Genomic DNA, 23,043 nt, shown 5'->3' on the forward strand with positions numbered 1-23,043 from the left:
GCCCGACTGCTGGTCGCCGAGGCGGGGTTGGATTCCAGGTCGATCCACGGGTGGGGCCGCGCCCATCGGCACGGCCTCGCCTCGACCGACGGGAGACGACATTGGCACGTACCCTTTCCGCGCTCGGCCTCGCCGGCGCGTTGCTGGCGACCGCCGTGGCGGTGCCGGCCAGCCAGGCCGCCGCGCACGACGACCGGTCGCGGCCGGTGGCCGGTGACCGCCCGCTGGTGATCGCGCACCGCGGCGCCAGCGGCTACCGTCCGGAGCACACCCTGGAGGCATACCGGCTGGCGATCCGGATGGGTGTCGACTTCATCGAGCCCGATCTGGTCTCCACCCGGGACGGTGTGCTGGTGGCCCGGCACGAGAACGAGATCTCCGGCACCACCGACGTCGCCGCGCACCCCGAGTTCACCGCGCGGAAGACCACCAAGACCATCGACGGGACCTCGGTGACCGGCTGGTTCACCGAGGACTTCACCCTGGCCGAGCTGAAGACGCTGCGGGCCAAGGAGCGGCTGCCACAGGTACGGGTGACCAACACCGCGTTCGACGGCCAGTTGCCGGTGCCGACCCTCCGGGAGGTCATCGACCTGGCCCGTAGCGAGAGCCGTCGGCTGGGCCGGACCATCGGCATCTACCCGGAGACCAAGCACCCGACCTACTTCCAGTCGATCGGGCTGCCGCTGGAGGAGCCGCTGGTACGGGAACTCAAGAAGAACGGCATGACCGGCAAGAAGGACCCGGTGATCATCCAGTCCTTCGAGACCGCCAACCTGCGCAAGCTGAACAAGCTGACCGACGTACGGCTGGCGCAGCTGCTGGACGCGGCCGGCCGGCCGTACGACTTCACCGTGGCCGGTGACCCGCGTACCTATGCCGACCTGGTCAAGCCGGAGAACCTGCGCTGGATCGACAGCTACGCCGACGGCATCGGGGCGAACAAGAACCTGCTGGTGCCCCGGGACGCGAGCGGGAAGCTGCTCGCCCCGACCACCGTGGTCCGGGACGCGCACCGGGCCGGCCTGGTCGTGCACGCCTGGACGTTCCGGGCGGAGAACCAGTTCCTGCCGACCGACTTCCGGATCGGCACCGACCCGAACGCCCGGGGCGACATCATCGCCGAGTACGAACTCTTCTACGGACTCGGCCTGGACGGGGTGTTCAGCGACCACCCCGACACCGCCGTGGCGGCCCGGGCCGGCCTGGCCTGACCCCTGACCTGGCCTGACCCCTGACCTGGCCAGACCGTACCGCCGCCGGAAGCCGGCCGGCGCCGGTGGGCGACAGCACCGTACCGGGTTGTTGTCGCCCACCGGTCCGCCGGTTATGCCGGTCCGGGGCGGGCGGCCGTGGTATGACTGCCGAGTGAAGGGGCGGATCGGGACCAGGAGAGGACCATGACCGACGAGGCACCCGACTACTTCCGGCCCGAGGGCGGGGCGGTGCTCACCACCCTGCTGATCGTCCGGGACGTGGACCGGTCCCGGGAGTACTACCAGCGGGTACTCGGCGCAACCTGCGTACGGGAACGCCAGCCCTGCATCCTGCGGTTCCACAACAGCTATCTGGTGCTCAACACCGAGGGCGGTCCGACGGACGACAAGCCGACGGTCAACGCCCAGGCTCCGGCCGACTCGAACACGCTCGGCTGCGCGATGAACATCCGGGTGACCGACGTCCGGCAGGTCCACGCCGAGTGGTCGTCTCGAGGCGGCGAGTTCCTCACCGAGCCGAAGGACCACGGCGTGGAGATCCGCTGCTACCTGCGCGACCCTGACGGCTACCTGATCGAGGTCGGTCAGGGCACCGGCATCCTGGCCGAACAGGACCGGCCCGCCCGCTGATCGCCCGGTCCCGGCCGCGCCGGCTTCGACGAACTCGACCGGATCGCCGGCCCACTCGTCGAAAGGTTCCCCTGGCAGGATCGTCGTCAGCCGACGGACGGGAGGAACCGATGCTGCTGCCGGCACTGGGTGGGGTGCTGCCGGACCGGCCGGACGCGGTCCGGGTCGACGGCGAGACGGCCTCCTGGGAGGAAATCCGCACCGCCGCCGCCGGGGTCGCCGGCCGGCTGGTCGGGGCACCGGCTGTCGCCGTGTACGCGACCTCCTCGCTCTCCGGCGTGGTCGGAGTGCTCGGCGGGCTGCTGGCCGGGGTACCGGTGGTGCCGGTGCCGGCCGATGCCGGGCCGGTGGAACTGGCGCACCTCCTCACCGACTCCGGAGCCGCGCTGCTGCTGGCGGAGACCCCGCCAGCACACCCGGTGCCGGTGCCGGTCGAGCCGATCCGTGCGGCGGGACGCGCGCCGTCCGGCAACCTTCCCGAGCCACCGGGTACGGCCACCGCGCTGATCCTCTACACCAGCGGCACCACCGGGGCGCCCAAGGGCGTCCTACTGACCCGGGACGCGATCGCGCACGACCTGGACGCGCTGGCCGAGGCGTGGGCGTGGACCCCGGACGACACCCTGGTGCACGGGCTGCCGCTGTACCACGTACACGGGCTGGTCCTCGGGGTGCTCGGGGCGCTGCGGGTCGGCTCCCGGCTGGTGCACACCGGCCGACCCCACCCGGACCGGTACGCGGCGGCCGGCGGGACGCTGCTGTTCGGGGTACCGACGGTGTGGTCGAGGATCGCGGACGATCCCGGATCGGCCCGGGTACTGGGCGCCGCCCGGCTGTTGGTCTCCGGCAGTGCACCGCTGCCCGAGCCGGTCTTCGGCCGACTGGTCGAGCTGACCGGGCACCGGCCGATCGAGCGGTACGGCATGACCGAGACCCTGATCACGCTCAGTACCCGGGTCGACGGGGACCGCCGGCCCGGCCACGTCGGCCTGCCGTTGCGCGGCGTCGAGACCCGGCTGGTCGACGATGCCGGTGCCGTGCTGCCGGCCGACGGGGAGAGCATCGGGGAACTCCAGGTCCGGGGTGCCACCCTCTTCACCGGCTACCTCGGGATGCCGGAGGCGACCCGGGCGTCGTACGCCCCGGACGGCTGGTTCCGCACCGGCGACGTCGCCACGGTGCGGCCGGACGGGCAGCACCGGATCGTCGGCCGGGCCAGCATCGACCTGATCAAGAGCGGGGGATACCGGATCGGCGCCGGTGAGGTGGAGAACATGCTGCTCGCCCACCCCGGGGTCCGGGAGGCGGCGGTGGTCGGCGCCCCGCATCCGGACCTCGGCCAGGAGGTGGTGGCATACGTCGTCGGTGACGGCGTGACCGCCCAGGCGCTGATCGACTTCGTCGCGTCCGGGCTGTCCCGGCACAAGCGGCCCCGCCAGGTGCACCTGGTCGACGCGCTGCCCCGCAACGCGATGGGCAAGGTGCAGAAGCGCCAACTACTGCCCTGACCTGCGGCTGCCCGGCCTGACCTCCGGCTGACCGGCGCGGGCCTGACTGCGCGGGCTCGACTGTGCGGGCTTGGCTGTGCGGGCTCGACTGCGCGGGCTTGGCTGTGCGGCTCAACCGGCTCGGCCCGCCGCCGGGTCCGGGGACGCCGGACCGCCGGCGCGCCGATGCTTGATCCACTCGGTGGGCCCGGAGAGGGCGCGGGTAGCGTGGTCGGGGGCACATCGCCGAGGAGGCGGTCGCCGGCCAGCCGGCGCGGCGTGCCATGGTGACGGCAGGCTCGCCGGGAGATCCGGCGGCGTCGTAGCGGACCGGAGGAGCGCGCGTGCAGACCCGCACTGATCTCGTCGAGGACCTGATGGGGCGCTTCCCACACATCCCGCGCGAGGCGGTCCTCAAGGAGGACCTGCTGCGCGGTGGCATGGCGTTCGACGACTCGGCGCTGACCGACAACGAGAACGGCGAGGTCAAGCCGAAGTCGTACTTCATCTTCTCGTTCGACCACCGGACCCTGCCCGAGCTGGGCTCGGCGGCGCTGCGCCGGCCCCCGGAGGAGATCGTCCTGACCGGCGGCCCGTACGAGCTGCGCCGCACGGTGGTCTCGGTGCGGGTCAACCCCGACTCGCCGTACCGGGTGAAGGACGGCGGGGACGGGGTGCTCCGGCTCTACCTGGACGACCGGCCGATCGCCGACGTCGGGCTGCCGCCGATGCCGGAGTACTACCGGCACACTCTCGCCGGCGGCAAGTCGGTGATGGAGGTCGCCCCGACCATCCAGTGGGGCTACCTGATCTACCTGACCGTCTTCCGGGTCTGCCAGTACTTCGGCGCCAAGGAGGAGTGCCAGTACTGCGACATCAACCACAACTGGCGGCAGCACAAGGCGGCCGGCCGGCCGTACACCGGGGTGAAGCCGGTGGCCGAGGTGCTGGAGGCGATGGAGATCATCGACCGGCACGACACCCTCGGCGCCTCGAAGGCGTACACCCTGACCGGGGGGAGCGTCACCTCCAAGGTCGACGGCCTGGCCGAGGCCGACTTCTACGGCCGGTACGCCAAGGCGATCGAGGAACGGTTCCCGGGCCGGTGGATCGGCAAGGTCGTCGCCCAGGCCCTGCCAAAGGCCGACGTGCAGCGGTTCCACGACTACGGGGTCCGGATCTACCACCCCAACTACGAGGTCTGGGACAAGCGGCTCTTCGAGCTCTACTGCCCCGGCAAGGAGCGGTACGTCGGTCGCGAGGAGTGGCACCGCCGGATCCTCGACTCCGCCGAGATCTTCGGCCCACGCAACGTGATCCCGAACTTCGTGGCCGGGATCGAGATGGCCGAACCGTTCGGCTTCGGCACCGTCGACGAGGCGATCGAGTCGACCACCGAGGGGTTGCAGTTCTTCATGTCCCGGGGCATCACCCCCCGGTTCACCACCTGGTGCCCGGAGCCGACCACTCCGCTCGGCCGGACCAACCCGCAGGGCGCGCCGCTGGAATACCACATCCGGCTGCTGGAGGCGTACCGGGCGACGATGGAGGCGAACGGGCTGACCAGCCCGCCCGGGTACGGCCCGCCCGGCGCCGGCAACGCCGTCTTCTCGGTCAGCTCCTTCATGGACACCCTGCCGCCGAACTGACGCCCGGCCGGGCGGTTGCCACTTCGGCCGCTGCGACGACTCCGAAGCTTGCCTGGCTGTTGGATCATGTCACCGAGGTTGTCCCGAGGTGAGAGGAGCCGGCATGGCGCAGCCGGATGGCGAGGCGACCAGCGCGGAACCGGGCGTACCCGAGCAGCCTGCCGAGCCCGCCGATGTCGCCGGACGCCGATAACCTGGTGCCGTGACCACCGGTGGCGGATGGGCACCGGCTGGCGACGTGCGGCCCGATCCGGTCGTGCTGCCCAGACCGAGGCTGATCAGGCGGCTCGACCAGCTATCCACCCGCCGGCTCGTCGCCGTCGTCGCCGACGCGGGTGCCGGCAAGACGACGCTGCTCCGGGACTGGGCGAACCGACGGCCGACCGCCTGGCACACCCTCGGTCCGGCCGATCGTGATCCGCAGCGGATGTTCGCCGCCGTCGCGACGGCACTGCGCGCCGTCGGCCTCCAGGTGCCCGCCCCGGAGACGCGGCACGACCCGTCCGTGCTCGCCGGACTGCTCGTCGAGGCACTGACCACTGCCGACCCGGCCGGTGCGGTTGCCGCCCCGATCCGACTGGTGTTGGACGACGCACACCTGCTGGACGGCGGGCCGAGTGCCACCCTGCTGGCGCTGCTGGCCGCCCGACTGCCCGCCGGTACGGTGCTGGTGCTCGCCGGCCGGGACCCGGTGCCGTTCCCGGCCGGCCCGCTGCGATCCGTCGGCCGGTTCGGCGAGATCACCGCAGCCGACCTCGCACTCACCCCGGCCGAGGTACGGCGACTGCTGGCCGCCGCGGGTGCGGCCGGGCACCACCCGACCGTCCGGCGAAGTGCGCTCGACTCTGCCGACTCACCCGGGGTGGTCGCCGCGATCGTCGGCCTCGCCAGCGAGGACGGCGCGGGACGGGGACAGCGAGCCTCCTGGCCGGGTGAGATCGGGACGCTGGCGCCGCCGGGACTGGACGAGCTGTCGTCGACGCTCGACGAGGCCGCCCTTGCTGCACTGTGGACACTGTCGGCGATCCGCCGGGCCGGTCCAGGCGGCCGGGTCGCCGGGGCGTACGAGCGGGCGCTGCGCGAGCTGGCCGCTCCGGGTCGGCTCGCCTCGGGCGACCTCGCCCCACTCCGGGCGACCCGACTGGTCCTCGGCGGGCCGTCCGGGGTCCCCGCCGCCGACCTGGTACTCGCCGAGTCGGCGGTACGCGACGGCCAGCACGACGAGGCACTAAGGCACCTAGCGGCGGTACCGGCCGGGCTGCCGCTGCCGGCGGCGCTGGCCTGGCGACTCGGCGCGCTGCTGCACCGGCGCGGCGAGTTCGACGACGCGGAGGCGCTACTCGAACGGGCGGCGCCCGGCACCGGGCCGTCCGGGGGCGGGCCGTCCGGGCTGGCGGATCAGGCGCAGGTGATGGCGGGCCGGGCGGCGGTGCGGTGGGCCCGGGGAGACGGAGCCCGGACCAGGGAACTCGCCGACGAGGCGGTCCGGTTGGCCGAGGAGAGCCGGGACGACGCGGCGATCGCGGCAGCGTACGTGGCCCGGGCGCTGGCCGCGTTCAGCGCTGGGGACCGGGCCGGCAACGAGCACGCGTACGCCCGGGCGCTGGCGGCCGCCGTCCGGGCCGGTGACCTGGCCCAGCAGTTGCGGATCCACTGCAACGTCGGCTCCCGGCTGGTGGAGGAGGGCCGCTACCGGGCGGCGACCGAGGAACTCGGCGCGGCGATCCGGCTCGGCGAACGGACCGGGCAGCGGCTGCTGCTGGCGCTGGCCCTGCACAACCGGGCCGAGGCGTGGCTCGGGCTCGGCGAGCTGAGCCGGGCCCGGGCCGACTCCGACGCGGCGCTCAGCCTGTGGCAGCGCGACGGGTCGCCGCTGGCCGCGTTCGGGCTGCTGCTGACCGCCCGGGTGCACCGGGTCTGCGGCGCGACCAGCCAGGCGGTGGCCGGCTACCAGGCGGCGCTGGCGATGGCGGAACCCGACGGCAACGCCCAGGTGCTGACGGAGGCGTGTGCCGGGCTGGCCCGTACCCGGTATGCCGACGATCCGGCCGCGGCGGCCGAGTACGCCCGGCGCGCCCTGGCGATGCCGAGCGCCAACGGTCCGACCGTGGCCGAACTCGCCGCCGGCTGGGTCGCGCTCTGCTCCGGGGACGCCGACTCGGCACGCCGGCACGCCGAGCGGGCCCAGGCGGAGGCGGGCGCGCGACGCGACCCGGCCGGGCTGGCCGAGGCGATCGAACTCGCCGCGCTCGCCACCGGACTGGCCGGCACAGCGGACCAGGCCGGCGGCGTCAGCGGCTCCGGCGCCGGCCGGACCTCGGGCCGCCCGGCGGCGGGGCTGGTCGAGGCGGCGCAGATCTGGGCCGATGCCGGCAACGAGGTCGCGCTGGCCACCAACGCGTTGCTGCGGGCGCGACTCGGGGCCGACCGGCCGGCCGAGGAGGTCGCCTACCGGCGGCTGCACCGGCTCGGCGTACGCGAGGGGGCCTGGCATCTGGCCGGACCGCTGGCGGCGATCGGGCCGGTACCGGTGCCCGAGGTCGAGGTGCAGACCCTGGGACACTTCGTGGTGCGGCTGGCCGGGGTGCCGGTACCGGCGGCGGCCTGGCAGTCCCGCAGGGCACGGGAACTCGTGAAGGTGCTGGCCGGTCAGCTCGGCCGGCCGCTGGGCCGGGACACCCTGGCCGCCGTACTGTGGCCGGAGACGCCGTCGGAGGTGGGGCTGCGCCGGCTGTCGGTGCTCGTCTCGACCGTCCGCGCCGTGCTGGATCCGCAGCGCCGACACCCGGCCGATCGTTATCTGAACACCGACCCGGCCACGGTACGGATCAACCCGGACCAGGTGTCGGTGGACGCGGTGCGGTTCCACGACGCGGCCCGGTCGGCGATCGCGGCGGACGGTGCCAGCCCGGCGGACGGGCGGAGCAGGGTGAACGGGGTCGCGCCGGCCGGGGAGCGGGACGAGGCGGGCGGCGTCGAGATACTGGGTCGGCTGGAGGCGGTCGTCGGGATGTACACCGGGGACTTCTGCGACGACGGCGAGGTGACCGGGGACTGGGTGGCCCGGCCCCGGACGGCCTTGGCCGAACTGCACCGCGATCTGATCCGTCGGTTGGCCCGCCGCTGCCAGCGAACCGGCCGGCCGGAGGCGGCGGTCGGCTGGTACCTCCGGCTGACCGCCGAGGACGGCTACGACGAATCGGCACACCTGGGCCTGGTAAGCGCGCTGTCGGCGGCCGGGCGGCACGGCGAGGCGGCCCGCCGCTATCAGGACTACCTCGACCGGATGCGGGAGATCGAGGTGGAACCGGCCGCCTTTCCGGCCGGCGCCACCGGGGCCGCCAGCCCCCTGAACGATTCCTGAACCGCCTCCGAACATCGCCGCCCATCATGGAGCCCGGGTCGGCGGGGCGCCGGCCGGGGCGGTCGCGTTCCGGGCCGGGTCCGGCCTGCCGAGGCGGCCGGCGTGGCCCGCCGGGGGCAACCCGCCCGGGAGCGGCGGGTCGAGCGCGGAGGCGGCGGATGTCCAGTTGGCGGCGGTGCGGATCGCTGCTCGTGCTGACCGTCCTGTTGGCCGGCGTCGGGGCGTGCGGGCTCCGGCCGGGTGGCGACGGCGGGCCGGCGGGCGGGGCCGCCGCGAGCGAGGCGGGCCGCACCTACGGATACGGCCCGAGCCGCGACCGGTCGATCAAATACCAACCGGACGTGGTACTCGTCGAGGGCGGACCGGACGCCATCCGGTCGGCCAGCGCGGACGGGACGACCTGGGTACTCGACGCCGACGCGCCGGGCGCCGACGACCTCGAACCGGGCCGGATCATGTACGCCACCAGCCGGGCGGTCGGTCGGGTGGTGCAGGCGCGGCGGACCGGGGACGATCTGGCCGTCACCCTGGCTCCGGTGACCCTGACCGAGGTGTTCCGGGACGCCCACTTCCGTTCCGAGCACCGGTTCGACGAGGCAGAGTTGGCGTACCAGGAGGTCCCGAACCTGCCCGGGGCGGTGAGCGTACCGGCCGGGACGCGGTCGCCGGAGGACGCGGTCACCCCGATCGGGCTCGGCGGCACCGGCGGCGTCGCGCCCCGGCCGCTGACCGATCCGCCCGCGCTGACCGTGCCGGCCGCATTGACCGTGCCGGCCGCATTGACCGTGCCGGCCGGGCTGACCGTGCCGGCTGCCGCAGGGGCGCCGGTGCAGGAGGACGGGACCACCACCGTGCTCGCGGTGAACCCGGTGCGGCTCGCCCCGGCCGGCGGCGGCCGGCTGCCACCGGCCCGGGAACGGAACTTCGCGGTCACCGTCGGCGACTGGGAGGCGCAGCCGTACCGAACGCCGGGCAAGCTCGGCCTGAAGATCGGGTACGCGGCCAACGAGAACCTCAAGGTCTACATCGACTTCGCGATGAACGTTGCCGATCTGCGGATCCGGGCCGACGTGCCGATCTCGAACGGGCAGATCGGCAGCAGCACCTTTGCGGTCGACGGCATCCAGAGCATTTCGGTCGACGTGGCGGCCGGTGCCGCGAACGGCGCGGACGACAACAAGAAGGTCCGGGTCGAGGTCCCGGTCGAGATCAACATTCCGATACCCGGTGAGCCACTGGTCTACAGCAACACCTGGAAGTTCATCGTCACCACCGGGCTGAGCGGCCGGAACACCACGGTGAAGGCGGCCGGGGAGTGGGCGGTCAACGGCACCATCGGCATGATCGACGGTACGTTGCAGAAGCCGACCCTCTCGGTGGTACGCAGCATCATGGACTCGATCACCGGCATCTCCGTCGGCCCCAGCGGGCTCGCCTTCGCGGTGGAGACGAAGATCCAGTTCGGCATCGGCATCCCGGCCGCGTTCGCCGGCCCGTACGCCAAGCTCGTGGTCGACCTCGGCGTCACCAACGGCTCGGCGCTGGGCGCCCCGCTGGCCCGATGCGTGTCGGCGAGCCTGAACGCCAAGGTCGGCGGCGGATTCGGGATCACCGCCTCGTCGGTGGCGGTCAAGGAGTTGCAGGATCTGCTGCCGACGAAGCTGAAGTTCGAGCTTGAGAGCGAGAAGCTGTGGCCGATCCACCGGGCGGCCCAGACCCTGCCGAACGTCCCGCTCTGCGTGGGCTGAGAGGAACTCCTGATGATCGTCCGTAGCCGCCCGGTGCTGGTGACCCTGACGGCGCTCGTGCTCGCCCTCTCCGCCGGGTGCGGCCGGTTCGGCGGCGACGACCCGCCGGCTGTCCCGCAGGACGCCCCGCCGGCCGCGACCGGTGCCGACCCGGCGACCGAACCGACCGAAGCCGCACCGGCCGCCGCGTCGCTGGACGCCTGTGCACTGGTGACCAAGGCGGACGCCGAGAAGCTGACCGGTACGCCGCTGGAGGACGCCGTACCGGTCCGCGAGACGTGCAGCTACACCGGGCCGGTCACCGGGCCGACCGCCCAGGTGGAGATCTATGTCGGGGACGGGGCGAAGAAGATGCTCGACATCGACCGGGAACTCGGGCACGAGTTCTGGCCGCTGCCCGGAGTCGGCGACGAGGCGTACGCCGAGGACGGCGCCGTCTTCGTCCAGAAGGGCGGCCAGTGGGTCGCGGTCAGGCTGGTACTGCTGAACGACCCGAAGGAGAGCCGCAAGCCGCTGGAGGCGGTGGCCGGTACCGTCGCCAGCCGGATGTGAACCCGGCCCGGCGACCTGTCCCGACTCCCGCCTGTCCCGACTCCCCGCCTGTCCGACTCCCCGCCTGTCCGACTCCCCGCCTGTCCGACTCCCCGCCTGTCCGACTCCCCGCCTGTCCCGACTTCCCGACCCGGGGTCACTCCGAGGTGTTCGTGGTCGAGGGCACCCCGTCGGCACAGGTGATGGTCATCTGCACGGTGCGGTTGCCGTGCCGGAATCTGACCAGCGTGGTCGGCGCCGGACCCGGTTCGACCTCGTCGGTGCGGTAGGGGCGGTTCGCCGTCCAGGAGAGCAGCCAGGCGTCGCCGTTGGTGCAGGTCGCCTGGACCGATCCGCCGTCCGAGGTCAGGGTCGTCTCCTCCGGCGCCTCGGTCGGCGGCGGTGGTGACTCCGGAGTCGACGGCGCCGGCTCGCCCGGCCCGGTCGGTGTCCCGCCGTCCGGGTCGCCGTCGCCCGGCTCCCCACCCGGCTGACCACCCGGGGGAAACCCGGTCACCGGACCGGGCACCGGGCTGCCGGGCGGTGTGCCCGGGGCGCCGGCGAGCGGGGTCAGCGGCGCCGGCCACACCGGTGGAGCGCCGGACCCGCCACCGGTGCGCCCCGACGATCCGGTGTCCACGGTCGGCCGGTCGCTCGGGCCGGGCTCCGCCGCGTCACTGCGCCGGCCGAGCCCCGAGCCGAGCGGATCGGCGAGCCAGAGCAGCAGCGCGGTCACCGCCACCGCCGCCGCGCCGGTCGCCAGTACCCCGGCGCGGAACTGGGCGCCCCGGCTGCCGGCGGCTCGGGGCACCAGCACGGTCGAGGGTTCGCCGTCGACCGCGGCCGGGGCCAGCGAGTGGGCGAGTTCGTCGTCGACGATCCGTACCCCGGCGGCCCGGGCGAGCACGGCGGCCACCTCGCGGGCCGCCGGACGCCGTTCCGGGTCCTTCTCGAGGCAGCGTCGACACAGCTCGGCGACCTTGGCCGGTACGTCGGGCAGCGGGGGCAGCGGCGCCGGTTCGACGTACGCGTGAGCCCGCAGCATCTGCGTGGCGGTCTCCGCACTCCAGGGTGGGCGTCCGGCCAACAGACGGTAGAGCAGGACCCCGACGCCGTACACGTCGGAGGCGGGCACGACCGCGTCGCCGCTGATCCGTTCCGGGGCGAGATAGCCGGGGGTGCCGAGCAGTTCGTCACCCCACTCGTCCGGGTCGCCCGGTCCCACCGCGGCGGCGATGCCGAAGTCGACGACCTTCGCCCCGGCCGGGGTCACCATCACGTTGCCGGGCTTGATGTCCCTGTGCACCAGACCACGGTCGTGCGCGGCGGCCAGTGCCGCGGCCACCTCGGCACCGATCCGGAAGGCGACCTTCGGCGGCAGCGGCCCGGCCGCGAGGCGCTGTTCGAGGGTGCCACCCTCGACGAGTTCCATCACCACGTACGGAATGCAGGTCAGGCCGGTGACGGACTCGCCGAAGTCGTACACCTGGGCGATGTTGGGGTGCGACAGCGCCGCCGCGGCCCGCGCCTCGTGCCGGATCCGGCGTCGCGAGACCGGGTCGCGGGCGTGCGGGCCGGCCAGCAGCTTGACCGCGACGGGCCGCCCGAGCACCTCGTCACGGGCCCGCCAGACCACCGCCATGCCGCCCCGGCCGAGCTGGTCTTCGAGCCGGTATCGGCCGCCGAGTACCTGCTGCGCCTCCACGCGGAACAGTCTGCGCTGCCCGGCTTCACCCCAGCCGGCCCACACGCCGTCCGGTACCGGCATTGTCCTCGATCGGGCAGCAACTCGGCCGAACGGTCGAGGGTGGCACCGGGCGGTGGTCGGCAGGTCGGAGGCGATCGTCCGAGCGGCGCCCCGGCGGCACCGTCTCCCGGTGCGACAAGGGCAGGCCGATCGGCACACCGTCGCCCGACGCTATTCGGGCAGGTGGATCGGCACGCTGGTGACCACCACACCGGGTACCTCCCGCAGCGCGCGACGCAGCCGCAGCTCGGCCCGGGTGTGCAGCAGTTGGTGCCACAGGTGCCGGACCACGATCTCCGGCACCACCACGGTCAGGGTGACCTCCGGGCGGACGGAGTGCAGGGCCTCGACGTACTGGGCCAGCGGCGCGATCACGGTCCGGTACGGCGAGATGATCGTCTCCAGCCGCAGGTGGTCGCCCCAGGTCTCCCACTGCCGGCGGAACCGGTCGGCCTCCTCCTGCTCCGGACTGAGGTGCACGGCGAAGGCCGGCTGGCCGAGCGAGGTCGCGTACGCCAGCGCCCGCAGCGCGGCCAGGTTCAGCCGGGCCACCGGTACGACCACCAGGTGCCGCACCTCGCCCGGGCTCAGGTCGACCCGCAGGTCGCCCGGTCCACTCGTCTCCTCCACCTCGTCGGCCCGGCGGTCCTGCTCCGTCGCGTCGGCTCGGCGGTCCTGTTCCGTCGCGTCGGCTCGGCGGTCCTGCTCCACCGCGTCGGCTCGGCGGTCCTGTTCCGTTGCCTGGTCCCGGCCGGGTCCGGGCGATCCGTCGCGTGGCCGGCGCTGGCGGCCCACCGGTGCCGGCGGCAGCGCCAGAGCTTGCCGCATCGTGTCGTAGTGTCTCCGGATCTGGAGGCAGAAGAGCACCAGCAGGGGTACGGCCAGCACCGCCACCCAGGCACCGGCGAGGAACTTGGTGATCGCCGCGGTCACCAGGACCAGCCCGCAGAGCACCGCTCCGAAGGCGTTCAGCGTCGCCCGCCAGCGCCACCCCGGTACGCGGTGCCGGCGCCAGTGCCGCACCATGCCGCTCTGCGAGAGCGTGAACGCCAGGAAGACCCCGACCGCGTAGAGCGGGATCAACGACTGGGTGTACCCACCGAAGGTGACGAAGATCAGTGCCGCCGCCAGGGCGAGTGCGACGAGCCCGTTGCTGAGGGCGAGCCGGTCGCCCAGGTGCAGGAAGCGCCGGGGAGCGTAGCCGTCCCGGGCCATGAAGAACAGCAGCCGGGGGAGGTCGTTGAAGGCCGTGTTCGCGGCCAGCAGCAGCACCATCGCGGTCGCGGCCTGGATCAGCGGGTACCACGGCCCGGTCGGGAAGGTGTGCCGGGCGAGTTGGGAGAGCAGTGTCTCCTGGGCCCGGGGTACCAGGCCGGTGAGGTGGAACAGGATGGTCAGCCCGGCGAAGAGCAGCACCAGGAGGCCGACCATCCAGGTCAGCGTCGTCCGGGCCTGGCGCCACTCGACCGGGCGGAAGACCGGCACGGCGTTCGAGACCGCCTCGATCCCGGTCATCGAGGTGGCGCCGGAGGAGAAGGCCCGCAGCACGACCAGCAGGCCGAGCCCCTCCACCGCACCGACCGGCGGCGGCGGGACCGGGGCGAAGCCGCGCCCGGCCGCCTGCGCCAGGCCGACGGCGAGCAGCAGCAGGATGACGGCGATGAAGAGGTACGTCGGCGCGGCGAAGATCCTGCCGGCGGCCCGTACCCCGCGCAGGTTTCCGGCCAGCAGCGCGGCGATCACCAGCAGCCCGAACGGCACCGTGAAGGGGGCCAGCCGGGGCAGGGCGGAGGTGATCGCCCCGATCCCGGCCGCTACCGAGACCGAGACGGTCAGCACGTAGTCGATGATCAGCCCGGCCGCGGCGGTGAGCCCGAACCGGGGACCGAGACTATCGGAGGCCACCAGGTAGGAGCCGGCGCCGTGCGGATAGGCGTAGACCGTCTGCCGGTACGACGTACCGACCGTGATCATCAGTATCACCAGCGCGGCGGCGATCGGCAGGGAGAGGTGCAGCGCGCCGCTGCCGGCCAGCACCAGGATGGTGAGCATCGCCTCCGGCCCGTACGCCACCGAGGAGAGCAGGTCCGACGAGAGCACCGGAAGGGCGATCAGTTTTCGCATCCGCTCGTGCAGCACCGCCGCGCTGGACAGCGGCGGCCCCAGCAGGGCACGCCGGATGGCGCCGACGGCCCGGCCGAACCGGGTGCCGGCAGTACTCGCCGAGCCGGTGGCGGTCAACTCCCCATGCCGTTCGGTCCGGAACATCTCGATCCGGCCCAGCCGGTGGAAGCGGCTCGGCGTCGGCCGATGCCGGTACCGCTCAAGGGTCGGGTCCAGCGGCAGTACCGCGTCCCGGGGTGGCTGGCCCCGCAGGTCCGCCCGCCACCGCTGGCCGACCTCGTGCAGGGCGGCCAGTTCGGTCTCGTTCAGCGGCGGGAACTCGGCCGACGGACTGAAGGCGACGGTCGGCTGTTCCGGCGGGCTCGCACCGCTGCCGTTCCGCTTCTGCCGCCCCACCCTGCTCCGCCTCAGTCCGGCACCGCTTCCGCCTCGCACTGTCACCGATCGGGCTGGCCCACGGCACGGGAATGGCGATACTCCGCCGGAAAGTACCGGCGGGGTTGGCGGCGGTCGCGGGGCGCAGCGGCGGCGACGCGGGGTACTGGGCCGCAGGGAGGGACCCGGTGGGAAGGCGCTACTGCACGTACCGCTGCCAGACGGCCAACAGTTCGTCGGCGTCGAGCGTGCTGCCGTCGGTGGTGCTCAGGTCGCCGACCATCGCCGACGTGTCGTCGTCCCAGTAGATCACGTACTGGCGGGCGATGTAGACGTACCGGATCAGGGCACCGGATCGGGGGTGGCTGGCCGTGTACCGTTCCCTGGTCCCGCCCTGGTCCCGCACCCGCTGGGTCCGGGACCGGTCCCGCTCGGTCGGGTCGGTGAGCGCCCGGAACTGGACCTCCCAGCCGTCCCCGGCGCACGCGACGTACTCGCTGACGGTTCCGCCGTAGGTGCGGGGCTCGCGCTGTTCGCAGCCGCTCACGTCGTTCAGCCACGGACGGGCGAACTCGCGTAGCGGCGCAGACTTGATCACCCGCTCGTTGGCCTGTCCGGTCGGGCTGAGGCCGGAGTCTCGACCGGTCGCCCAGATCGTGACCAGCACGGCGACGACCAGCACCAGCGCTGCGGCGCCGGCACCGATCCAGACACTCCGGCGGCGACGCCGGTCGGGGGTCGGCCCCGCCGGGGAGATCGACTTCGGCACCTCGCCTGACCGGCCCGGCCCGGCCCCGGTCGGCGTCGGTAGGTGACCCGGCAGCGACGCGCCACCGTTCGCCGAACCGGCCACCCCGCCGCCCGTCGGCATGCCGGACTCGGCGGTCGGCAGATCGGGGTCGCCGGTGGGCAGGTCGGAGTAGGCCGTGGACATGCGGGGGTCGGCCGGCAGAATGTCGCGCGGAGCGCCGACCGTCGGCGTGCCACCCGGGGCACCGGTCAGGGCCGTGCGGGGCGGGGTGCCGACCTCGGCGGTGAGCAGCGCGCCCTGGGCGACGACCAGCTCGGGCTGCTCGATGACGGTGGGCACGATGCCGAGCCGTCGGTGCAGGAGGGTGGCCACCAGTGGGATTCGGCTCGCACCCCCGACCAGGAACAGCCCGGCGAGGCGCCCGGCACCTGCCCCGCTGCTGGAGACAGTCGCCGCCGTCAGCGCCACGCTTCCCTCGATCGGCGCGGCCGCCGCGGCCTCGAACTCCTCCCGGGTGACGTGCACGTCCCGCTCGAAGATCGGCACGCGCAGTCCGGCCGTGCTGCGTCGGGACAGCTCCTCCTTGGCCGCCCGGGCCTCTTCCCACAGTGACCGGCGGTGCCGCAGGTCTGCCTCGGCTCCCGGCTGGCTCAGCCGGCGCCACCGGACGTCGTCCGGCCCTTCGGGTACGACGGCGGCGCGGACCCGCTCGACGACGATGTCGTCCAGGTCGAGGCCGCCGAGGTCGGGGAGGCCCTGGCTGGCGGCGACGTCCCAGCCGTCGGACCGGCGCCGGAGCACCGCCACGTCGAAGGTGCCGGCACCGAAGTCGTAGACCACGACGGCGTCACCGGTCCGCACCGGCCGGGCGAGGACCGTGGTGAAGTGCGTGGCGGCTGCGGTGGGCTCGGCGACCAGGGCGGGTGGGGGCAGCCCGGCCCGGGCGGCGGCGTCGACCAGGATCTGCCGACGCCGGGGACCCCAGGCCGCCGGGTGGGTGAGGACGAGTTCGCCGACCGGGCGGCCGACCACCCGTACCGCCTCGTCGGCGCAGCGCCGCAGCACGGCCGCGATCACGTCGACAACGGCCACCTCCGCCCGGCCGAGCAGGACGACGCCATCGTCGATCCGCCGTTTCGGGTGCGGCTCCAGGCTGCCAGGCGCCGTACGCCCGGCCCGCAGCGCGTCCCGGCCGACCAGCAGCCGACCGTCGGAGTCGACGAACACCGCCGACGGGAGCAGAGGCGAGGCGTCGAAGAGGAGCGGCCGTCCCTCGCCCGCGTGCCACTGGCACACCGCGACCGTGTGGGACGTACCGAAGTCGATCGCGAGCCGGGGGACGCTGACCACGGGTCACGACGATAGCGAACCGATGCCCACGCCGCCGGCAGCCGCCCGTCCCGGCAACCACCCGCCCGACCCCGCTCCGAACAACGCCCCGCAGCCCGACCACTCTGGCCGGGGGCACCGCTTGCCCTCCTCCCGCACCCACCCCCGACCAGCGTGCCCCCCACCGCTCCCCGCTCTCGTCTGTCCGGCCGAGATCATGACGAGTTGTCGTCGCGGGCACGACAACAACTCGTCATGATCTGCGACAGTCAGTCGGACGAGTCGGCGGAGTCGACTCCGGCGAGCAACCCGGCCAGCGCCCCCAGCCCGACACCGGTGGCGACCTTCTGCGCGCTCACGCCGGTACTCCGCTTCGCTATTTGACGGACCGCCTGGCTGGCGTTGACGGACCGCCTGGCCGGCGACGGCGTGCTGATCCGGCACGCAGCCGATGCAACCGGATATCCGCCTCACCCGCTGTCCGGTCGCTGACCCGCGCTGCGGCCGGCGACCCGGCGCCCCGACCGCCCCGACCGCTTCGCCGTGCACCACTCGGACCGCCGCTGACCTGCCGCACAGTGTCCCCGACCGCGCCGGTCGGATGGTCTGCGGTGCCGGGGCTCTCCGCTGTTGCGTCCATCAGTAGCATCGAGGCCATGCCACACCAACCCCAACTCGCGGAGTCCGACTCCACCGAGGTCATCGCGGTGGCTCCCGACGGGACGCCCACCGAAGCACCGGCTCCCAAGCGACGACGGCGCACCAGGCGGATAGTCCTCATCACGCTGCTGGTGTTGGCATTGGTCGGCGGCGGGGGAGCGGTCGCGGCCGGCATCTACGTCCATTCGCTCGAGTCGGGCATCGAGCGGGTGGAAGCGTTCGACGAGGTGCCCGAGGAGTCCCGCCCGGTCAAGGTGGCAACGGACGCCAAGAACATCCTGATCCTGGGCAGCGACACCCGCGACCCGTCCAGCACCGGCGGATCGCGCAGCGACACCATCATCGTCGCCCACCTGCCGGCGGACCGGTCGAGCGCCCAACTCGTCTCGATCCCCCGGGACACCTGGGTCAACGTGCCCAAGTCCAAGGACGGCAAGCACGGCGGCCGGGATGCCAAAATCAACGCGGCCTACGCCTGGGGCGGCATCCCGCTGATGGTGCAGACGGTCGAGAAGTTCACCGGAGTCCGCATCGACAACGTGGCGATCGTCGACTTCGCCGGCTTCAAGGAAATCGTGGACGCGCTGGGCGGGGTGCAGATCAACGTCGAGGAGAGCTTCACGTCGACGCACTCGCTGCTGCCGAGCGGGCGCCGCGAGTTCCAGCAGGGCCCGCAGGTCATGGACGGCGCGCAGGCGCTGGACTACGCCCGCGAGCGCTACGCGTTCAAGGACGGGGACTTCGCCCGGATCCGGCATCAGCAGCAGGTCATCCGGGCCATCCTGGACAAGGCCGCCTCCGGCGGTACCCTGGCCAACCCGGCCAAGCTGAACTCCTTCATCCGGGCCTCCGCCGACTCGGTCTCGGTCGACAAGACCCTCTCGATGCTCGACATGGGCATGGAGCTGCGGCATCTGCGCAGTGGCAACCTGACCTTCGTCACCAGTCCGACCCAGGGCACCGGCCGGGTCGGCAGCGAGAGTGTCGTCTTCGCCGACAAGGAGAAGGCCAAGAAGTTCTACGAAGCGGTCCGCCAGGACGCGGTACCGGAGATCCTGAGCAACGCCAAGAAGTAGCCGTACGCCAGCCGCCATGTCCAGACATCCACTGTGGACAGGCGAGCGGGAGCCAGCCTCGACCACCACCGTCCGTCGACGCTCCAGTGGGCACGACGACCTCGTCGGCGCGCTGCGGTGTGTCGCCACGAGCCGAGCCGCGCCGGAGTGTGCACGGGCGGCCCATGGAAACCCGGGCGGTCGGGCCGTATCCTGCTGGCGACTTCGCACGGCCTCGGCTTGCCGCGACCGTGCTCCGGGGGGAGGTCATGGAGATGACGAGCTGGCCGGTGGTGCAGCCCGGCGCGGCGATGGAACCGGCGCGCGGGCACGACGCCGGTCGGTTGGCGCCGCCGACCGTGGAGCAGTCCCGGCCGGTCGACGAGAGTGACCAGCGGGGACTTCCACGTCCTCGGGCGACGGACGAGCCCGTGGTGGAGCGGCCCCGGCCCGGGCTCGACACCACCGCCGTACTTCCCTATGCCGGCTCCGCCACCTCGAAACGGACCCGCAGCCTGCGTGCCTGGATGATGACGGCTCCGGTCGACCTCGTCGCCCTGCTGACCCCGCTGTTGCTGACCGACCGCTACTGGCGGGGGACGCTGTTCACGGCCGGTCTCACGGTGACCATCTTCGCGGCCGGCGGGCTCTATCGCGGTCGTCGGCACGTGAGCATCCTCGACGAGTTGCCCACCCTCTGCGGCCGGCTGCTCGCCTCGGCCGGCACCGTGGCGATCATCGCGGCCATGCGGCACGGCTCGGTGGAGTACGTCGCCGGCTTCATGCGGGTCGTCGCCCTCTCCGCCGGACTGGTCATCGTCGGGCGCACGATCACCCGGCGCGCGGTCGTACTGGCTCGGCGGCAGCGCTGGGTGGAGCACAACGCCATCATCATCGGCAGCGGCCCCATCTCCCTGGAACTGGCCCGCCTGCTCCGGCGCAACCCCCGGTACGGCCTCCGGTTCGCCGGATGCGTCGACTCGACCCACCGCCACCTCCCGGGCTCGGCACCGCTGATCGGCACCCTCGAGGACCTCGAGGAGCGGATCGCGATGACGGAGTCCGACGTCCTGATCATCGCCGACCCGGAGTGCCACGAGCCCGCGCTGATGGAGTTGCTGAGCCGTCCGGCGAGCGCCCGCTGTGACCTCTGGGCGGTGCAGCGGCTCTGGGGCTCTCGTTCACCCGGCGGGATGCCCGACCACATCGGAGCGATCCCGGTCGTGCAGATCCGGCACACCACGCTCTCCGGGCCGCGCTGGGTGGTCAAGCGGGCCTCCGACCTCGTACTGGCCTCCGTGGCGATCGTCCTGCTCAGCCCGGTCATCCTGCTCTGCGCGATGCTGACATTCATCGAGGGTGGAAGGGGCATCTTCTTCCGGCAGGTGCGGATCGGGCAGTACGGCAAACCGTTCAAGGTCATCAAGTTCCGCACGATGCGCCCCCGCGACGAGCACGAGTCACAGACGAACTGGTCCATCGCGGACGACCGCCGGGTCGGTCCGATCGGCCGGTTCATGCGCCGTACGTCCCTCGACGAGCTACCACAGCTCTGGAACATCCTGCGCGGCGACATGACCGTCGTCGGGCCCCGCCCGGAGCGCCCGTACTTCGTGGAGAAGTTCTCCGCCGAACATCCCGACTACGCGATGCGGCACCGGGTACCGGTCGGGCTGACCGGCCTCGCCCAGGTCAGCGGCCTGCGCGGCGACACCCCGATCTCCGACCGGGCCCGGTTCGACAACTACTACATCGAGAACTGGTCACTCTGGTTGGACACCAAGGTGCTGGTGCGGACGATCGCGGAGGTGTTCCGCGGCGGTGGTCGGTGATCCGCCACCACCGGGCAGGTCATTCGGCGCGCAGCAGCGGCAGCCACTTGCCCTGGAATCCGTCGAGATAGCGCTCCGGGTCGGCGTCCAGCACCGAGTCGAGCAGGGTGCCGACCACCGTGCGCAGGTCCAGGCCCGCCTTCAGGTCCCCGTCGTCCAGGTCGGTCAGGCTCGGCTGCTCGCCGTGGAATCCGCCGGCCACCCGGGGACCGAGCACGAACACCGGGCCGGCGGTGCCGTGGTCGGTGCCGTCCGAGGCGTTCGCCCGGACCCGGCGGCCGAACTCGCTGTAGACCACCACCGTCACCTGCCGACCGGCTTCGGTCCGCGACATCCGGGCGACGAAGCCCGACAACGCGTCGTCGAGCCGGGTCAGCAGGCTCTCGTGGGCGCCGATCTCGTCGGCGTGGGTGTCGAAGCCGTCCAGGCTCACCGAGTACACCCGGGTTGGCACGCCGGCCTCGACGCAGCGCGCGACCAGTGCGAGCTGGGTACCGAGGGAACTCGTCCGGCCGGTGCCGGTGGTGAGGAGTTCGAGTTCCTGGCCGGCCGGATCCTTCGGCGCCTGCTCCGCCTCCCGGATCAGGTGCTCCACGTGCAGCAGGTCCGCGTAGGCGGAGGCGGCCCGGGCGCGCAGCGCCGGCTCGGCCGGCTCGGAGCGGCCCAGCGCCCCGACCATTTCCGGGGTTATCCCGTTCGGCAGTTTGAGGCCGGCCGGACTGACGCAGGCACCGGCCCGGCTCTCCCCGGCGAGCAGCGGCGGCAGCACGGGTTCGAAACTCACCGCCGTCTCGGGTGAAGCGGAGGTGCCGTCCAGCCACCGTCCCACCCAGCCGCTCGGCACCGCGTCGACCGGTGAGGCGGTCTGCCAGATGTCCATCGACCGGAAGTGACTGCGGTCCGGCCGGGGATATCCGACGCCGAGGACGATGCCGAGCTGCTTGGCGTCCCAGAGCTTCTTCAGCCCCTGCATCTTCGGATTGAGCCCCAACCGGTCGTCGAGGTGCAGCACCTCCGCCGGGTCGTACGCCAGCTCCGGCCGCGCCGAGTGGTAGGCGGAATCCGCGTACGGCACGACCGTGTTGAGACCGTCGTTGCCACCGTACAGGGTGACCACCACGAGCTTGCCCTCGGTGGCGGCACGGGCGCCATCCGCGGTGCGGAGCAGCTCGACCAGCCCCAACGTGCCGGCGCCGGCAGCCAGCGCACCGGCACCGACCACTCCCGAGGTGAGGAGGAACCGGCGTCGCGTCTGAAGGTCCATCATCTCAGGCCACCAGGTATTCCGGGCTCACGAGTCCGAGGGTCAGCAGCCGGCGGGGATCGCTGGCCGCGTCGCGCAGCACCGCGTAGGTCCGGTTGGACCAGGCGTCGACGCAGAGCAGGTAGGCGAGACTCTCCGGGGTCAGTTGGTCGACCGCGGCCCGTTCGGCGATCTTGCCGGCGAGACGTAGCCGGACCTGGGCGGCGGCGGAGGTCAGCCAGGCCCCGCCGGCCCGCCAGCCGCCGACGTTGGGCGGCGCGAACGGAAGCTGGCCGAGGTCTTCCAGGATCTTGAGCAGCTCGTCGTGGGTCTCCGTCGGCAGCGCCGCCGGCCGCAGCCCGAGCTGGCGCAGCGCGCCGATGAACCACTCGATCGGCTGCTTCACCATCTCGCCGTTGGTCGCGTGGAACGCGTCGTCGGAGAACATCACCTTGAGCATCGCCATCGGGATCGGGAACGCGGCGACCATCTTGTCCCGCAGCGCGTCCGGCAGCGGTCGGGTCGACGATCCGTAGCGGAACCAGAGCCGGGACGCGATGAACCGTGGGCAGGACTCCTGGGCCAGCAACAGGTCGATCAGGGTGGCCGCGCTGAAGTCCAGGGTCGAGCCGAGGATCGTCTTGCTGCCCGGGTCGTGTTCCACCGGGTTGAAGATGGAGCGTTCCTGGGCGAGGCTGTAGCGCCAGCCGGTCAGGGCCCGGCCCGCCTCCTTGACGTCCTTCTCGGTGTATTGGCCGATCCCGAGCATGAACAGCTCGAACAGCTCACGGGCGAGGTTTTCGTTCGGCGCCCGGCGGGTGTTGCGGTTGCCGTCCAGATAGAGCGAGAGCGCCGCGTCGACCACCATCTGCCGGGCCATGGTCACGAAGTCCGTGGACTGCCGGAAGGTGCGGTGCTGCACCATCATCAGCTGCGGGCTGCGGACCTTCTTGATCGAGGTGGCCCAGTGACCGTGCCAGAAGAAGATCAGCTTCTCCACCGCCTGGTGGCTGGCGACCGTCATCCGATCCACCCACCACCGGGTGATCTGTTCGGTCTCGATATCCCGGCGACGCTCGAAGCTGACCTTCTGCTCAGGAGTGGGATCGCGCTGCCCCGCGTACGGGTCCCGGGCCAGTACGGGCATGGGGGCGCTGGTCGCGCCGACGTCCGGGCCGGCGGGCGAGAGCACGGCGGACAACGTCGCCGGGTAGCCGGCCTGCTTCGCCGCCGACAACTCGATGGCGGTGGGACCGAACCCGGCCCGACGCAGCAGGAGCGCGACGACGTCGGTCATACAC

Annotated in this window: 14 protein-coding genes; 9 read left to right on the plus strand and 5 right to left on the minus strand. The window is 72.8% G+C overall.

The features are described from left to right. Positions 1–101: 101 nt before the first annotated feature. The 7 genes from Pma05_RS27335 (at position 102) to Pma05_RS27365 (ending at position 10,647) form a co-directional block, all read left to right on the plus strand. Positions 102–1,214 carry a glycerophosphodiester phosphodiesterase gene (locus Pma05_RS27335; RefSeq protein ID WP_203860351.1) on the plus strand — a complete coding sequence of 371 codons (1,113 nt, stop codon included), beginning with the start codon at positions 102–104 and terminating at the stop codon, positions 1,212–1,214. A 186-nt stretch (positions 1,215–1,400) separates the two neighbouring features. Then, positions 1,401–1,847, plus strand: coding sequence for a VOC family protein (locus Pma05_RS27340; protein WP_203860352.1), 447 nt, complete (start codon positions 1,401–1,403; stop codon positions 1,845–1,847). 110 nt (positions 1,848–1,957) lie between these two features. Beyond that, positions 1,958–3,355 carry an acyl-CoA synthetase gene (locus tag Pma05_RS27345; protein ID WP_203860353.1) on the plus strand — a complete coding sequence of 466 codons (1,398 nt, stop codon included), beginning with the start codon at positions 1,958–1,960 and terminating at the stop codon, positions 3,353–3,355. A 323-nt stretch (positions 3,356–3,678) separates the two neighbouring features. Continuing rightward, positions 3,679–4,983 (plus strand): radical SAM protein, encoded by a 1,305-nt coding sequence (locus tag Pma05_RS27350; RefSeq protein ID WP_203860354.1) that lies wholly within the window; start codon positions 3,679–3,681, stop codon positions 4,981–4,983. A 202-nt stretch (positions 4,984–5,185) separates the two neighbouring features. After that, on the plus strand, positions 5,186–8,347 hold the full coding sequence (locus Pma05_RS27355) for an AfsR/SARP family transcriptional regulator (protein WP_203860355.1): 3,162 nt from the start codon (positions 5,186–5,188) through the stop codon (positions 8,345–8,347). Positions 8,348–8,505: 158 nt separating this feature from the next. Next, positions 8,506–10,095 (plus strand): hypothetical protein, encoded by a 1,590-nt coding sequence (locus tag Pma05_RS27360; protein ID WP_203860356.1) that lies wholly within the window; start codon positions 8,506–8,508, stop codon positions 10,093–10,095. A gap of 12 nt (positions 10,096–10,107) precedes the next feature. Next, positions 10,108–10,647 carry a DUF3558 domain-containing protein gene (locus Pma05_RS27365; RefSeq protein WP_203860357.1) on the plus strand — a complete coding sequence of 180 codons (540 nt, stop codon included), beginning with the start codon at positions 10,108–10,110 and terminating at the stop codon, positions 10,645–10,647. 136 nt (positions 10,648–10,783) lie between these two features. Here Pma05_RS27365 and Pma05_RS27370 read toward each other — a convergent pair whose 3' ends face one another. The 3 genes from Pma05_RS27370 to Pma05_RS27385 form a co-directional block, all read right to left on the minus strand. Then, a complete protein-coding gene (locus Pma05_RS27370) occupies positions 10,784–12,331 on the minus strand; it encodes a serine/threonine-protein kinase (RefSeq protein WP_239313204.1) in 1,548 nt (515 codons plus the stop codon). A 213-nt stretch (positions 12,332–12,544) separates the two neighbouring features. Beyond that, a complete protein-coding gene (locus tag Pma05_RS43565; RefSeq protein WP_275414757.1) occupies positions 12,545–14,893 on the minus strand; it encodes an APC family permease in 2,349 nt (782 codons plus the stop codon). Positions 14,894–15,071: 178 nt separating this feature from the next. Beyond that, a complete protein-coding gene (locus Pma05_RS27385; RefSeq protein WP_203860359.1) occupies positions 15,072–16,973 on the minus strand; it encodes an Hsp70 family protein in 1,902 nt (633 codons plus the stop codon). 635 nt (positions 16,974–17,608) lie between these two features. Here Pma05_RS27385 and Pma05_RS27390 point away from each other — a divergent pair. Both Pma05_RS27390 and Pma05_RS27395 read left to right on the plus strand, forming a co-directional pair. Next, a complete protein-coding gene (locus tag Pma05_RS27390) occupies positions 17,609–18,688 on the plus strand; it encodes an LCP family protein (protein ID WP_203860360.1) in 1,080 nt (359 codons plus the stop codon). Positions 18,689–19,194: 506 nt separating this feature from the next. Then, positions 19,195–20,499, plus strand: coding sequence for a sugar transferase (locus tag Pma05_RS27395; protein ID WP_203860413.1), 1,305 nt, complete (start codon positions 19,195–19,197; stop codon positions 20,497–20,499). A gap of 19 nt (positions 20,500–20,518) precedes the next feature. Here Pma05_RS27395 and Pma05_RS27400 read toward each other — a convergent pair whose 3' ends face one another. Together Pma05_RS27400 and Pma05_RS27405 are read right to left on the minus strand one after the other, a co-directional pair. Next, positions 20,519–21,766: a DUF1501 domain-containing protein gene (locus Pma05_RS27400; RefSeq protein WP_307836905.1), complete on the minus strand. Its 1,248-nt coding sequence runs from the start codon at positions 21,764–21,766 to the stop codon at positions 20,519–20,521. A gap of 1 nt (position 21,767) precedes the next feature. After that, entirely contained in the window at positions 21,768–23,039 is a 1,272-nt protein-coding gene (locus Pma05_RS27405) for a DUF1800 domain-containing protein (RefSeq protein WP_203860361.1), read from the minus strand. Positions 23,040–23,043 lie beyond the last annotated feature (4 nt).

Origin of the sequence: Plantactinospora mayteni, assembly GCF_016862935.1 — a bacterium.
In the GTDB taxonomy this organism is placed as follows: Bacteria; Actinomycetota; Actinomycetes; order Mycobacteriales; family Micromonosporaceae; genus Plantactinospora; species Plantactinospora mayteni.

What these genes read in the sequence shown, in the direction of transcription:
- Pma05_RS27340 (WP_203860352.1), top strand. Translation starts at nt 1,401, where the DNA reads ATGACCGACGAGGCACCCGACTACTTCCGGCCCGAGGGCGGGGCGGTG.
- Pma05_RS27345 (WP_203860353.1), top strand. Translation starts at nt 1,958, where the DNA reads ATGCTGCTGCCGGCACTGGGTGGGGTGCTGCCGGACCGGCCGGACGCG.
- Pma05_RS27360 (WP_203860356.1), top strand. Translation starts at nt 8,506, where the DNA reads ATGTCCAGTTGGCGGCGGTGCGGATCGCTGCTCGTGCTGACCGTCCTG.
- Pma05_RS27365 (WP_203860357.1), top strand. Translation starts at nt 10,108, where the DNA reads ATGATCGTCCGTAGCCGCCCGGTGCTGGTGACCCTGACGGCGCTCGTG.
- Pma05_RS27390 (WP_203860360.1), top strand. Translation starts at nt 17,609, where the DNA reads ATGCCACACCAACCCCAACTCGCGGAGTCCGACTCCACCGAGGTCATC.
- Pma05_RS27395 (WP_203860413.1), top strand. Translation starts at nt 19,195, where the DNA reads ATGATGACGGCTCCGGTCGACCTCGTCGCCCTGCTGACCCCGCTGTTG.
- Pma05_RS27400 (WP_307836905.1), bottom strand. Translation starts at nt 21,766, where the DNA reads ATGATGGACCTTCAGACGCGACGCCGGTTCCTCCTCACCTCGGGAGTG.
- Pma05_RS27405 (WP_203860361.1), bottom strand. Translation starts at nt 23,039, where the DNA reads ATGACCGACGTCGTCGCGCTCCTGCTGCGTCGGGCCGGGTTCGGTCCC.